The organism is Maridesulfovibrio frigidus DSM 17176 (genome assembly GCF_000711735.1).
Lineage (GTDB): Bacteria > Desulfobacterota > Desulfovibrionia > Desulfovibrionales > Desulfovibrionaceae > Maridesulfovibrio > Maridesulfovibrio frigidus.
Window position 1 is genome coordinate 438720 of record NZ_JONL01000002.1, and the last position, 15152, is coordinate 453871.

Here is a 15152-nt window from a genome sequence, read left to right on the forward strand (position 1 = left end):
TTATTGGTCGCAATTCGGATTCAGACCATTTCAGAGCGCCCGCCAGATGAGAACGGCTGCGAACCGTGAGGTTCGCAGCCGCGTAGTATCAAGCCTATATTAAACAGGAATGATCTGGTGGTATGCTTTTTTGAAAATGACGGTTTCGCCTTTTTCAACATCGTACTTGGAGTTTACGAAGCATTTCCAGTTGTCGTCATCAAGACCCATGAAGTCTCCACGGTAGTAGAAACCAGGGTAGCGTGATTCTTCGCGGAAGCTGATGTGCTGCATGTGTAGGCGAACTGTCCACAATCTGTGGAACTGTTCCCAACAACGCATCAATTCGTGAAGGTCACGTGCAGCTAGCTTCTTGCTATCTTCTTCAAGCATTCCAAGAAGATGGAATCCTGTTTTCAGAAGAGCGCCAGAAGTAACATACAATGTTGCACAACCACCACCGTACTCATCAGTCGCCTTAACAAGACGCATCATGAAGTTCTTAGGTGTGATGTAGTTAGGGTTAACTACTGGGTCAGTAGAGATGGATTTGCCTTCTTCGTAAGTGTACCAAGGCTGGTACAATTCTTTAGCGAGATCAGCAAGAGTTTCTTTAACAGCAGGTTTGTAGTCTTTGTGATCTACACACCAGCGTACCATCTGCTTACCAACGATGCGGCCTTCAGCGTGGGATCCGGAAGAGAACTTATGTCCGGAAGCACCAACACCGTCAGCACAAGTGAAGAGACCATCAACAGTAGTCATACGGTTGTATACTTTACCGTTAGCAGCTTTCACTTTGTAAGAGTCAGGAACCCATGATTCGTCTGGACCGGAAGTCCAGATACCACAACAACCGGAGTGAGATCCGAGAAGGTATGGTTCAGTAGGCATGATCTCAGAACCTGTTTCTTCAGGTTTGATATTCATACATGCCCAGAGGTTAGCCTGGCCAACACACATGTCGAGGAAATCTTCCCAAGCTTCAGACTCAAGATGTTTCTGCTCAGCAGGTGTGAGGTCTTTGAATGTATTCTGAAGTGCGGTAGCTGTGTCCATGTAAATTGGTCCACGGCCTTCACGCATTTCACGAAGCATCATGTGGTTACGAAGACATGTTGGGATAACATGTCCTTTAGCGTATCCGCGTTCTTCGTAAGGTTTGAGCATTGCGCGGTTTGTTTCGCAATAGTCTTCGCCTTTGTAGTTGGTTGCTTTAGCTTTGAAGAGCAAGAACCATGCGCCAACTGGTCCGTAACCGTCTTTGAAACGAGCGGGTACGAAGCGGTTTTCCATCATGGTCATTTCAGCGCCAACCTGAGCACACATGGTGTATGTGGAACCTGCGTTCCATACTGGATACCATGCACGCCCCATACCTTCACCAGTGGAACGAGGACGGTATACGTTTACTGCGCCACCACAAGCTACTACAGCTGTGTTGCACTTAAACAAGTATACTTTGTTCTCACGAGTGGAGAAACCAACAGCACCAGCGATGCGGTTTGGCTCATTGACGTCTAGAAGCATCTTAACGATGAAGATACGTTCCATGTAGCCGTCTTCGCCGAGAACCATTTTAGCAGCTTCAGCAACGATACACTTGTAAGATTCACCGTTGATCATCATCTGCCAGCGGCCGGAGCGAACGCAAGCATCGCCGTTACGCAAGGAAAGGCCAGCAGCCTTAGCTTGTGCACCGTCGAGGTTTTTGCCATCTTTTTTGATCCAGCAAGGAAGGCCCCACTCTTCAAAAAGATGTACGGAATCATCAACGTGACGACCTAAGTCAAAGATAAGGTCTTCACGGACGATGCCCATGAGGTCAGTACGAACCATGCGAACGTAATCGTCAGCATTGTTCTCACCGAGGTAAGTATTAATAGCAGAAAGACCCTGTGCGATAGCACCGGAACGTTCTAGAGCAGCTTTATCGAGAAGCATGATGGAGATATCGCCACCAACTTTTTCGATCCAACGACAAGCTTCATAGGCAACACCACAGTTACCCATTCCGCCACCGACGAGAAGAATATCCACGTCTTTTTCTATAAGTTCTGGCTCTGCAAGAGCTACACCCTTGGAAGCTTCATTAATAGGAAGTAGAGGCATGTTCCCTCCTTAGAAAGGTTACAGATTGCTGGAATTTAATCATTTGTTGCGAACAACAAGTATTGATTAAAGCAGGTCCTTAATAGTTAAGGTCTTGTCTGCATCACCAATTTTGATTTCATTGCCAGCGTCTACCTGTGGTACAGCTAGTTCTGTTTCAGTGAAAAGAAGTTCGTTATCCAGGTCTGTAGGCTCAGGCTTACCTTCGTAAGGCTTAATTGATCCTTCAGGAGTAGTGCGGATTGGGAACTTAAAGCGCTTAACGTCGCCATTACGGAACTTAACAGTCCACATGATGTCTTCAGCTGAACGCATTGGGATGGATGTTCCACCCATTGGTGCAAAGTCGCCGTAAGGACGAGCTTCAACAGCTCCCTGAGGACAAATCTTTACACAGGAGTAACACTCCCAACATGCATCTGGTTCCTGGTTGTAAGCCCGCATTGCTTCGGGGTCCAAAATCATAAGATCATTAGGGCAGATGTACATGCAAGCGGTCTTTTCTCCGCCTTTACAGCCATCACACTTTTCTGGATTGACAAAGGTCGGCATACCTAGTCCTCCTAAAAGTTAAAGTTATCAATCAACCGACAACATCCTTAACCATGTATATTCTTGCCTTTAAGTTCAAGGCTCGAGGTCAATTGACTATCAAGCCCGACAAAAGGTGTCAAGACGAAAGTGAAATTTAGAACAAGCTCTTTTCAAAGATCATTTATAACCCCTCTTAAATCAACATTTTGAGGAGGGACGATAAATTTTAAAAGCTAAGCTTAAACAGATCTCGTCGCGTGAGCGTGTTCCATCTTCATGAGCTTTTAGTTCAATCCCACCTTTCATTGCAAGCCTTTTTTTCAGTTTGTTTCACAAAAACAACTTTTCTCCTAATCCTACCTAAAGCATTGCTACTATATAGATAGAACCAAGAACATCTCTAGACTTTGTGTCATATTAATCTAAATAAAGCATACCAACAGCGATTCATTAAAGTATTTCCAACGTTTCAATATATACACACTGTCGCGCCCCTAATGAAACCTTCACCAGTTATTTATTGCTTAATACACTTTTTTATCACAGAAGAGGTATTGTGCTTTTTTTCACTATTGCAAGACTGCGTATTTACACACTTACTTATTAAAACACATGTTTTATGTGCCCAAAAAAGAGGAAAAATATGCACTCACTTTAATTTTGCTCTTGACATTTCTTTCACAAAGGATTCATAAGTCCTCTAAGAAATATTTGGAAGCAGACAGGAAAGCTTCATAACTTTCATGTTTGTTCACACATATTTCCTTTGTTTGAAAATTTCGTTCTACGGACCATGCCTTCTATATATAGAAGAGCAGACCTCACTTGTGAGGCAGAGAGATTATCCTCTTCAGGTTCCGCGGAAAGGCCCAGGTGTTGAAAATAATTACAAGTAAGGAGAGACAAATGTCTAATCTCGTAGCCCCTCACGGTGGTAAAGGTCTCGTATGTGCACTTCTCGAAGGCGCAGAACTAGCAGCAGAACAGAAGAAAGCTGCAGGACTCAAGCAGATTGAAATTTCCCCACGTGCTAAGGGCGACCTTATCATGATGGGTTGTGGTGGTTTTTCTCCACTCACAGGATTCATGAAAAAAGCTGACTGGAAAGGCGTTTGTGAAAGCTTTCTGATGGCAGACGGCACATTCTGGCCAGTTCCTGTTACTCTAGACATGGACGAAGAAGTCAAAGTTGGCGAAGAGCTTGCTCTCGTAAACGACGGCGAAGTATACGCAACCATGACTGTTGAAGAAGTCTACGAAATGACTGACGCTGACAAGAAATGGGAATGTGAGAAAGTATTCAAAGGCGAAGGCGAAGAGTCTGCTGATGATTGTTTCTGGAAGATCGCTATGGAAGATCATCCTGGCGTTCAGATGGTTATGGGACAGAAAAAATTCAACGTTGCTGGTCCTGTTAAAGTTCTCTCCGAAGGTGAGTACCCAGAACAGTACAAAGGCGTTTACCTCCGTCCTGCTGAAACACGTGCAGCTTTCGAAGAAAAGGGCTGGTCCACAGTTTCCGCTCTTCAGCTTCGTAACCCAATGCATCGTTCACACGAATTCCTCGCTAAGATTTCTATCGAAGTCTGCGACGGTTGCTTGATCCACTCCCTAATCGGAAACCTCAAGCCAGGAGACATTCCTGCAGACGTTCGTGTTAAAGCAATCGAAACTCTTGTTGACGATTACTTCGTAAAAGACAACGTAATTCAGGCTGGTTACCCACTTGACATGCGTTACGCTGGCCCACGTGAAGGACTCCTCCACGCGACTTTCCGCCAGAACTACGGCGTTAACAGAATGTTGATCGGTCGTGACCACGCTGGTGTTGGTGATTTCTACGGTCTATTTGAAGCTCAGGAAATTTTCGACAAAATTCCTTACGCAACAGAAGCTTGCCCAGAGCCTGGTAAAGCACTTCTTTGTGAGCCAATGAAAATTGACTGGACTTTCTACTGTTACAAATGTGACGGCATGGCTTCTCTCCGCACTTGCCCACATAACAAAGAAGAACGCGTTATTCTTTCCGGAACTAAACTCCGTAAAGCTCTTTCAGACGGCGCAGAAGTTGTTGACCATTTCGGTCGCGACGAAGTTCTCGTTGTTCTCCGTGCTTACTACGAAGGTTTGACTGAGAAAGTAGAAGTTAAAATGCAGAATGCAGCTTCCGGCGATTCTATGTAATTAAGTAGTTCTACTACTTGCTTTTACAGAGGGGGGAGGCGATTATCGCTTCCCCCCTTTTTTTATTATATTTTTCAGCTAGATAAATGCGGCAACCACTCCCTCACCTTTGGGGCTTGCTCATCGGCTGATTTCAGGCTAGAAAGGCGTTCTTCCCTATATCACTCATCAGGAACAAAAAATGCCCAATTACAAAAATTTCGAAGAATCCGATAGACCCCGTAGAGACGCTCCTCGTAAGCCGTCACTACTTCACGAAATTAGAGATTTAGATGAACGCCTAATTTCTATGATTTCACGCAGAAACCAACTTATGGGTAAAGCTGCATCCAAACGTAAAGAGAAAGGTTTGCCACTGGCTGACCCAGATCAGGAAAGACGTATCTTTGAGATATGGACTACTAAGTCCGCCGACGAAAAATTTAATTTAAAAGCTGCGCGTAGAGTTTTCGAACAACTCAACACCCTTGCATATACTTGTGTATCCCATCCGGAGAACCGCAATCTTCCTTCATACTCACTTTCTCCAGCAAGACGCCCAGTAAAAGTTACCATCGACGGACCTTGTTCATTATTCCAGTCACAGCTTTGGATGGCTCTGGCCGCAATGTGTTCAGCCGACGCCAAAATGGCTCCGCTATCAGTGAATGACCAGCTCACTTCACTAGCTAAAGCTTTCAATCAGGCGGGCGCGCATCTTTCATGGGAAGGCGATACTATTGAGTCCCGCGCAGGTGAAGGTGTTTCCTTCGAAGACAAACTAGTCTTCGCTGGCGACGACCCTATGACCATGTATCTTGTTCTTGCTTTCGGATTAAAAGATCCGGGCAAGTTCAAAATTGCTGGCGGCCCTGTCCTTAAACAGTATGATTCAAGAGTACTGACTCCTATACTTGATCCTCTCGGAGCAAGACTGAATACTCTCGATCTTCAGAGCCACGGCCTTCCAGCAAGACTTGAATGTGGCGGTAATCTCGCGACTTCAGTTACTATGCTAGAAGATTCCCCATCAAAATTTGCAGCGGCACTAACTCTCGCTGGATGGACATACCCTAAAGGTTTGACAATCAAGTTTGAGGAAGACTGGGCCGGCATTTCTGATATCAAAGATGCTGTCGAAGTTCTAAGTGCATGCGGAATCGAAGCAAACCTCAGCGAAACAGAGTGTGTTATTCCCGCAACGGAAACATTCTCCTTCCCTGAAGAACCCAAAATTGCTTTAGACCCAGAACTTAGCGCAGCAATTTTATCCCTTCCTGCTTTTGCAGGTGGTAATGTTACCATTAAAGGTACATGGCCTACGAATTCACCAAAAGCGATTGATGCTCTCAAAATGCTTGATCTTGGTGGTGTTGACGTTAAGGTTACCGGCACTGAAATCAGCTCCACCAAAGGTGCACAGCCAAAATCAGTTACTTTCGATCTTGATCAGGCTTCAGACCTGTTCCCAATCGGAATGGCTCTAGCCATTAACTCCGACACACAATGTTCGCTCAATAACATTAAAAATGTTTCCCTTTTCGAGCAAGGAGTTGAACTTCTTGAGCGTCTAGGTCTTGAATACACCCGCACAGATGACGGAATCAAAATAGCTCCAGGTAAAATCCAGTGGGATGAAGCATGGAATGCCCCAACTCCGTATTTCGGAATTGCCTTAGGCCTAATGGCTTATATTCGCCCCGGACTATCTATACAGAACCCCGGAGATTTAACTGATCTTTGGCCTAGATACTGGACTCTTTACAACAGCCTTCCAGAAATCGATGGTCTAAAAGACCCTCAAGTTAAGGATGTAGAAGATGAATCAAAATCAAAACGAAGAAGAATCAAAATCGATTAGTATTCCTGAAATAGAAGAAGCCATCCAGGGCTTTAAAAAAGAATACGAAATATGCACTGAGCGCATAAAAACGCTTATTCAAACTGAAGACCATGCCAAAGGGATCTTCTTTGCCAATGAGATCTTCGAAAGCCAGCGTGATAAACTTCGCTTAGAAGTTGAAATTGACTCACGCCGCAAAAAAATTAATCGGATAAATCTCGGAATGACTGAGTAGGAATCCACAACCAAAAATTGGACAGGACCTTTATTTTTATTTGCAATTAAGCAGAAGCAACATAGGAGGCATCATGGGTTTAAATATTACTGAGAAAATCATCTCAAATCATCTGGTCAGCGGAAAAATGGAAGCAGGGACTGAAATCGGCCTGCGAATAGACCAGACTCTAACCCAGGATGCCACTGGCACAATGGCTTATCTGCAATTTGAAGCAATGGGCCTAGATAGAGTTCAGACTGAACTTTCTGTAAGTTATGTTGACCACAACACCTTGCAGATGGGATTCCGTAACCCGGATGATCATCAGTACCTGAGAACTGTTGCCGCTAAGTACGGCGTTGTTTTCTCTCCAGCTGGAACGGGTATATGTCACCAGCTGCACCTTGAGAACTTCGCTAAACCGGGCGCAACTCTAATCGGATCAGACAGTCATACTCCTACAGCTGGTGGACTTGGTTCATTAGCTATGGGTGCGGGTGGACTTTCCGTAGCTCTTGCTATGGCAGGACAGCCTTACTCTATTCCAATGCCAAAGGTTGTTAAAGTTGAACTGACGGGAGCACTTACCGGATGGGCAACTTCTAAAGATATCATCCTGCACTTACTTGGAATGCTCACAGTTAAAGGCGGAGTTGGTAAAGTTTTCGAATTCGGCGGAGAAGGAGTAAATACTCTTACTGTTCCTGAACGCGCTGTTATCACTAATATGGGAGCTGAGCTTGGAGCTACAACTTCACTCTTCCCAAGTGACAAGCAGACTGAGGAATTCCTTAAAGCAATGGGCCGCGTAGAAGATTACTCTGAGCTTATCGCTGATGCTGACGCAACTTACTCTGAAACAGTTGTAATCAACTTATCAGAACTTGAGCCACTTGTTGCACAGCCTCACATGCCTGACCGCGTTGTATCTGTTAAATCTCTCGCCGGTCTTAAAGTAAGCCAGTCTGCAATCGGTTCCTGTACGAACTCTTCATATTCAGACCTTAAGACAACAGCACTCATCCTTACTGACACCCAGCTTCCTGAAGGCGTAGATCTCATGATCTCCCCCGGCTCTAAGCAGGTTTTAAAGATGCTTGCGACTGAAGGTCTTATCGGTCCTATATTAGATTCAGGAGCTAGACTCCTCGAATGTACTTGTGGTCCTTGTATCGGTATGGGCGGTTCTCCTGTATCAGCCGGAGTCAGCGTTAGAACTTTCAACCGCAACTTCGAAGGACGCAGCGGAACTCAGGATGCTCAAGTTTATCTTGCAAGCCCTCAGACTGCTGCAAAGCTCGCACTTGCTGGTGAATTTACCGACCCTGCAACATGGGGAACACCTCCTGCAAAGATCGATTTCCCAGCTGAAATTCCTTCTATCCGTCACCTTTTCATCTTCCCGGCTGAAAATGGTGAAAATGTTGAGCTTGTTCGTGGCCCGAATATCGTGCCACTCGAATCTTTCACAGCACTGCCTAAAGTGATCACTTCTGAAGTCCGCCTCAAAGTTGGCGACGACATCACCACGGATCACATTCTCCCTGCAGGAGCTGCGATTACTGCTCTTCGTTCCAATATCCCAGCTATCAGTGAGTACATTTTCAGCCGTGTTGACGAAAACTTTGTCAGCCGCATGAAAAGTTCTGATAATGGAATTATCCTCGGCGGGGAAAACTACGGACAGGGCTCAAGCCGCGAACACGCTGCTCTCGGACCTCGTCACTTGGGAGTTGTAGCTGTTATTGTTAAGTCTCTAGCTCGCATCCACAGAGCAAATCTTATCAATTTCGGTATTCTACCCCTTGTACTATCTTCCAAGAGCGATTACGACAAGCTATCCGAAGGAAGCGGGCTTACCTTGGACACAACATCTTTGACCCCCGGCGGAGTGGCAGAAATGACTGCAACTGACGGAACAAAGATCAAGGTTGCAAACGACCTTTCCGAAAAGGAACTAGCTATCATCCTAGCTGGCGGGCTGCTCAACTATGTTGGCGGCAAACTGTAAATAAGAATCAAAATATCAGCCGGATCCTTTGATCCGGCTGATATTCCGTACCTGTATATAAACACTAAAGGCAGCAGTAAGCTGCACATTTGAGAATGGAGACGTTCATGCTGGACATTATGCGCCAAAACGCACAAGGCTGGGGCATCAAAGTTTTATTCGGTATTATTATCCTGGTCTTCATCTTTGCCTTCGGCATGAGCGGATTTGACGGTAATACTGATCCTGTTATCGCCTACGTAAACGAAGAGCCTATTCCAACTAAGGAATTCAGGCAGATTTACCGCCAGACAGCTGAGATCCTCAGAGAGCAGAACCCAAACCTCGACACTGAGCAATTGCAGTCTCCTGATTTCAAAAAAGCAATCTTGAATCAGCTAATCAACTCAAAAATTCTTGAAGCTGAAGCAAGACGCCTTGGAATTTCGATCTCTAATAGCGAACTGTACTTCGAGATCAGTCGCATTCCTGCTTTTGCCAACACAGAAGGTAAATTCGATAATTCACTTTACCAAAGATATTTACAGGGCAGACAGATGTCAGCCGCTACCTTTGAAAAAGATATGCGCAACAGCAATCTTATTCAGAAAATTCAGGAATACGTAACAATCCCTGTACGTCCTACTGAATCTCAGGCTCGGGAACTTTTCAACTGGGCTGGCGAGAAAGCACAGATCGACTACTATTATGTATCCGGTGCTGACTTTATTGACCAAGCAAAGGTTGAAGATAAAGCTGTTGAGGAATACTACAAAGCTAATCCTCAAAGCTTCACCATTCCCGGTCGTAGTATAATTGAGTACATTTCTTTTACTCCTGACGAGCTTTCTGTTTATGAAAATGTCAGCCCAGAAGAAATCAAATCCTACTACGAAGCAAACAAAGATCAGTTTAAACAGGATGATCAGGTTAATGCCCGTCACATCCTTCTTTTAGTTGATGAAAATGCATCCGATGCTGACATCGCTAAAGCTGAAAAAAGCATAAAAAAAATCTACGCCAAAGCGAAAGCTGGTGAAGACTTTAGCAAACTCGCTAGCAAATATTCAGAAGGACCAAGCAAGACAAAAGGCGGAGAGCTAGGATGGTTCAGCCGCGGTGCAATGGTTAAACCTTTTGAAGACGCTGCATTCGGCTTGAAGAAAGGCCAGATCAGTGAGCCTGTCCGCACTCGCTTCGGATTCCATATCATCAAAGCTGAAGATGTACGCAAAGCTGGTGAGCAGAAGCTTGAACAAGTCGAAACAGATGTTAAAAACATCATTGCGAATGAAAAAGCTGCTGATTCTATCACTGCAAAACTTGACCACGCTATTGACCTCGTTTCATCAGAAATGAAACTTGAACAGGTCGGTGTAGAACTTGAAGTTGCGGTTAAGAAAAGTGAGCAGGCAACTATTGAAAACTTAACTAGAGCGTTCGGCATGAAAGAAGATGCAGCCAGAACAATTCTCAGCCTTGCTAAAGGAGCCACTACAGAGATGCCAATAGCTGTAGATAATGGGTACCTTATCGCTCAGAAAGTTCAGGATGTTCCATCCTCTGTCAGCCCGCTCGAAGATGTTCAGAAAGATATTAAAGAATTCCTTGCTCAGCAGCAGGCTATGAACTTAGCTAAAGCAAAAGCAACCATCATCATGGGTAAGCTTGTAACTCCTGCAACAGCCGAGCAGGAACTTAAGTCTATCAAGAAAGACCTTAAAACATCCGAAGCTTTCGGCAGAGACGGATTCATAGCGGGACTCGGAATGAACCCTAAACTAGCTGAAGTCGCTTTTGCAGCTTCTAAAGATGCATGGCTGACTCAAACATTTGAGCTTCCTGGTGGGTTCATCGTTGCAAGACTAGATGAACGCATGCCTCCAAGCGACGAACTATGGGAAAGCCAGAAACAAGCAATCCTCAGCAGCATGGAACGCCAGCAAGCTAACGAAGTTATTAATTCGTTCGTAGCTGAATTGCGCGCACGAGCTAAGGTTGAAGTTGTTCGCCCGGACTTACTGAATTAGACTAGTATACATACTTAGTTAAAAGGTCTGTTCTTTCGGGAACAGGCCTTTTTTTTTGAGCAACATCTCTCTTGCAGATGATTAGCCAAGAGCGTAACTATCAAGCTCATCAAGTTACTTAATCGAGAATAAAAAAGTTAGAGGTAATATATGCTACCCATTCCAGAAGGTTTTAAATTCGCCAGCATCGAAGCAGGATTCAAATATAGTGGCAGAGACGACTTAACAATTATTCTAAGTGACACGCCGGCGGCAGGAGCCGGAGTCTTCACCAAAAACAAATTTCAAGCGGCACCTGTGACTGTCTGTAAAGAGACTTTGCAGATCTCTCCATATGTGCGCGGCACTCTGATCAATGCCGGACAGGCTAATGCCTGTACAGGGCAGGAAGGAATTGAGGACTGCCACGCAACTCTCGCTCTGGTCAGCAAAGAACTGGGCCTTAACCCATCAGACCTGCTACCTGCGTCAACAGGCGTAATTGGTCCGCGCTATGATATGGATAAGTGGAAACAAGCCGCCCCACTCTTAGCTGCTAAGCTTGGAGAGTCCACGCCAGTGCAAGCTGCAAAAGCAATTATGACAACCGATGAATTCCCAAAACTAGCTTGGGGATCAGCAGAATCCAGTTCCGGCACTGCCAAAATACTAGGCATGAGCAAAGGAGCTGGCATGATATCACCAGACATGGCTACCATGCTCGGTTTTGTTATCTGCGACGCGGAAGTTGATCCGACTTGGTGGCAGGAAGCACTGCGCAGGTGTACCGACAAGTCTTTTAATTGCATCACCGTAGACGGCGACACCAGTACAAATGACACTGTTCTCGCATTCGCTAATGGAGCTTCCAAGTTCAAGGCGGATTCTCCTGAAACACGAGATGCTCTTGAATCTGTATTGCTGGATGTCTGTCAGTCACTTGCATATATGATAGTACAAGACGCTGAAGGCGGTACCAAAGTAATGTCCATAAAAGTTTTCGGAGCGCCAAGCGATGAGGATGCAAACCTCGTAGCACGTGCTGTCGGAAATTCCCCGCTCGTTAAAACCGCTCTATTCGGAGAAGACCCGAATTGGGGCAGAATAGTAGCAGCGGCTGGACGCAGCGGAGCTGAGTTTGACGAAAATCTGCTTACCCTCAGCTTCGGAAAAATTACAGTTTTTGAAAAAGGTAAGCCAGTTGAAGGAGATATGGACGCGCTGCTTGACCCCATAATGCGTAAGCAAGATATTGAAGTCCTTATAAACCTCGGCGAGGGTACCGGCACTGCGCTTCTTATGGCATCTGACCTTACCCGCGACTACATCAGCATTAACGCAGATTACCGCTCTTAATTTTAGTAAATTTATTAAGTCAGCCTTGTAATGCAGGGCTGACTTTTTCAATGGGATAATCATAATGAAAAATCTTAAGAATCGCGACAAAATGACAAGGCTCGCAGACTTCCTCAATGAAGTAGGTATGCTCAGAAAAACACCGCGCACCGGCTATCAATTCCTTGGAACAGGGACCGAGTCCGTCGCAGACCATTCATACAGAGTCGCGGTTCTCGGATATGTACTTGCAGACATGGCAGACGCGGATATGGCTCAAACCGTATTCATGTGCCTTTTTCACGATCTGCACGAAGCCCGCACTGGTGATTTCAATTACGTGAACAAAATTTATAATAATTGTGATCGTGATAAAGCGTTGCAACACACCCTTGGTGGCACGGGCCTTGAAGATAAAATCATGCCGCATTGGGAAGAGCTTGAAAAATGCGAAACAAAAGAAGCGAAGTTAGCTCAAGATGCAGATCAAATAGACTTCATTTTAAATCTTAAAGAAGAACAAGACATGGGTAATCCGTATGCGGAATCATGGCTTAAATCTGCTCTTGAACGCCTTCGTACTGACGAGGGCAAGAAACTGGCTGAAACTATTTCTAAAACTGATCATAAAGAATGGTGGCACCTCGGTCCGGCTCAAAGCTGGTGGGAAAACAAGAGCGGCCCAGAGGGTGAATAAAATCTCATAAAATTAGAGCTTTCCCTTAAGCTGCTCCTTTTATTTCCTAGACCATTATGCTAAGAAGATTACTTGATCTTAGCGGACGTTGGTTCACAAATCAGTTTAACATTATTTTTACAATAAAAACATATAGATATAAATGTCTCAATCTGTTCCAGATAAAACAGTTTTGCAACCCTTCGCTTTCTTGGGAAAGGTTAGCCTAAATATTCTTGGAGAAGCAGGTGCTATATGCATCTTCCTTTTCGAATCGATTCTGCACGTATTCAGCTCGCTGGGTATTTTCTCTAAAACGATTAAAGAACTGTATTTTATCGGGGTCAGATCTATAACCGTTATTTCCTTGATAGGCCTTTTTACAGGTATGGTTGTAGGTCTTCAAACCTACTACGCCCTTTCTAAATTCGGGTCCGAAGGCTTCTTAGGAGCTGCGGTAGCATTGTCTCTTGTTCGCGAGTTAGGTCCTGTCCTTACAGCTATCATGCTTACAGGGCGCGCAGGATCCTCCATGACAGCTGAAATAGGTGTTATGCGCATCTCAGAACAGATTGATGCTTTAGAGCTAATGGACATTAACCCGATCAGTTATTTGGTAAGCCCTAAATTGCTGGCATCCTTAATTTCATTTCCAATTCTTACTGCACTTTTCGATTTAATAGGAATTGCTGGAGGCTACCTTTCAGGGGTTGCTCTATTAGGTGGAAATTCAGGTGTTTATTTCCATAGAGTATCAACTTCACTTAGCTGGGAAGATATTTCGGCAGGCTTCACGAAGTCTCTTGTTTTTGCAGTTGTTGTTTGCACTATCTGCTGTTTCCAAGGCTACTTCACTCATTTCCGTAAGGATGGAAAAGGAGCCGAAGGAGTAAGTCAGGCAACCACAACCGCTGTAGTAATGTCATGTGTCATGGTGCTAATTACCGATTATCTTTTGACTTCCTTACTTTTCCAGTGAGAAACGCATGACCAGCTCAGCACCAGACATACGCATAGAGAACTTAACTATTGGTTACGGTGGAAACCCCGTGGTTGAGAACATTAATGCAACTCTCCCCGGCGGAGGAGTCACTGTTATCCTCGGTGGATCAGGGTGCGGTAAATCGACTCTTCTCAAAAATATACTAAAACTTAATCAGGCCATGAACGGCTCCGTATATTTAGGTAAGCACAATATTTTCAAGCTTAAAAAGAAAGCTTTTAGCTGCCTCAAACAGCGTATAGGCGTTCTATTTCAAGATGGAGCTTTGCTCGGAGCGCTTAACCTTTTTGATAACGTAGCTCTTCCATTAAGAGAACATACAAAGCTCAAGCCTGCTGAAATTGCAAAAGTGGTTAAAGCAAAACTCAGCCTTGTTGGACTTGAAGAATTTGTTGATTATTTCCCGAATGAACTTTCAGGCGGAATGCGCAAAAGAGCAGGACTTGCAAGAGCAATGGTCATGGACCCTGACATCCTCTTTTGTGACGAACCGACATCAGGATTAGATCCAATTAATTCTGCGGAACTGGACGAACTGTTACTTGAACTTAAAGAACGCTTTGAAATGACTATTGTTGTTGTCAGTCATGATCTGGCCAGCATGAAGGCTATTGCAGACTACGTTCTTGTCTTGGGTAAAGGAAAAACTCTTTTCAATGGCAGTAAAGAATCTCTACTGGCAACCGATGATGTTTACCTTAGACAATTTCTCGATAGAAAAGGCGAAAAGAGAGAATCTGCACGAATTACTATGCCGCATCTTGACCCTTCCGTTATGAGAATGGACTGTAGCAAGATACTTGGCGACCTCGATAATAATTGAAATTTTATACGGACTAAAACATGAATAAATATTCTAAAGAATCAATTGTCGGGTTATTCGTATTTGTAGGTTTACTACTCATCGTTTTCATGAGTGTGAAGCTCGGAGATGTGCGCATGCTTTCTGACAGCCATTACCATGTAACTGCTAGCTTTAATGATATTTCCGGCATCAGAATCAATGCTCCTGTTGAAATGATGGGCGTGCCTATTGGATATGTAGATAATATATCTTTAGATTTGAACACTCAAAAAGCTGTGCTTGGCATAAGCCTTGAGAACAAAATTGAACTTACAGATGATGCCATTGCCTCTATTAAAACTAGTGGGCTTATCGGCGATAAATATGTAAAGATCTCACCTGGTGGAGTCGGCGACCCCATTGAGCCGGGTGGTACTATCATTGAAACTGAATCAGCAATTGATATTGAAGATCTGATCAGTAAGTATGTTTTCGGAAAAGTTTAAT

At 44.5% G+C, this 15152-nt stretch carries 12 protein-coding genes; 10 read left to right on the top strand and 2 right to left on the bottom strand.

The features are described from left to right. Nucleotides 1-99 precede the first annotated feature (99 nt). Nucleotides 100-2091, bottom strand: coding sequence for an adenylyl-sulfate reductase subunit alpha (aprA, locus tag BR06_RS0106190; RefSeq protein ID WP_031481346.1), 1992 nt, complete (start codon nucleotides 2089-2091; stop codon nucleotides 100-102). A 66-nt stretch (nucleotides 2092-2157) separates the two neighbouring features. Beyond that, nucleotides 2158-2643, bottom strand: coding sequence for an adenylyl-sulfate reductase subunit beta (gene aprB / locus BR06_RS0106195; protein ID WP_031481348.1), 486 nt, complete (start codon nucleotides 2641-2643; stop codon nucleotides 2158-2160). A gap of 888 nt (nucleotides 2644-3531) precedes the next feature. Between aprB and sat the strand changes: the two genes are divergently transcribed. From sat to mlaD, 10 genes are all read left to right on the top strand, one after another. Next, a complete protein-coding gene (sat, locus tag BR06_RS0106200; RefSeq protein ID WP_031481350.1) occupies nucleotides 3532-4809 on the top strand; it encodes a sulfate adenylyltransferase in 1278 nt (425 codons plus the stop codon). 181 nt (nucleotides 4810-4990) lie between these two features. Further along, entirely contained in the window at nucleotides 4991-6649 is a 1659-nt protein-coding gene (locus BR06_RS0106205; RefSeq protein ID WP_031481352.1) for a chorismate mutase, read from the top strand. Further along, a complete protein-coding gene (locus BR06_RS0106210; protein WP_031481354.1) occupies nucleotides 6609-6866 on the top strand; it encodes a hypothetical protein in 258 nt (85 codons plus the stop codon). Before BR06_RS0106205 ends, BR06_RS0106210 begins: the two co-directional genes overlap by 41 nt. Nucleotides 6867-6939: 73 nt before the next feature. Beyond that, on the top strand, nucleotides 6940-8859 hold the full coding sequence (locus BR06_RS0106215; RefSeq protein ID WP_031481356.1) for an aconitate hydratase: 1920 nt from the start codon (nucleotides 6940-6942) through the stop codon (nucleotides 8857-8859). A 107-nt stretch (nucleotides 8860-8966) separates the two neighbouring features. Further along, the gene (locus BR06_RS0106220) at nucleotides 8967-10868 is read left to right on the top strand and encodes a peptidylprolyl isomerase (RefSeq protein WP_031481358.1); all 1902 of its coding nucleotides are present in this window, start codon (nucleotides 8967-8969) and stop codon (nucleotides 10866-10868) included. Between the two features lie 150 nt (nucleotides 10869-11018). After that, the gene (gene argJ / locus BR06_RS0106225) at nucleotides 11019-12203 is read left to right on the top strand and encodes a bifunctional glutamate N-acetyltransferase/amino-acid acetyltransferase ArgJ (protein ID WP_031481360.1); all 1185 of its coding nucleotides are present in this window, start codon (nucleotides 11019-11021) and stop codon (nucleotides 12201-12203) included. A 64-nt stretch (nucleotides 12204-12267) separates the two neighbouring features. Further along, nucleotides 12268-12879: an HD domain-containing protein gene (locus BR06_RS0106230; RefSeq protein WP_031481362.1), complete on the top strand. Its 612-nt coding sequence runs from the start codon at nucleotides 12268-12270 to the stop codon at nucleotides 12877-12879. A 142-nt stretch (nucleotides 12880-13021) separates the two neighbouring features. Beyond that, nucleotides 13022-13837, top strand: coding sequence for an MlaE family ABC transporter permease (locus tag BR06_RS0106235; RefSeq protein ID WP_031481364.1), 816 nt, complete (start codon nucleotides 13022-13024; stop codon nucleotides 13835-13837). Nucleotides 13838-13844: 7 nt separating this feature from the next. After that, nucleotides 13845-14684, top strand: a complete 840-nt coding sequence (locus tag BR06_RS0106240) for an ABC transporter ATP-binding protein (protein ID WP_031481366.1) — start codon at nucleotides 13845-13847, stop codon at nucleotides 14682-14684. A gap of 20 nt (nucleotides 14685-14704) precedes the next feature. Beyond that, the gene (gene mlaD / locus BR06_RS0106245) at nucleotides 14705-15151 is read left to right on the top strand and encodes an outer membrane lipid asymmetry maintenance protein MlaD (protein ID WP_031481368.1); all 447 of its coding nucleotides are present in this window, start codon (nucleotides 14705-14707) and stop codon (nucleotides 15149-15151) included. The last annotated feature ends 1 nt before the right edge of the window (nucleotide 15152 follow it).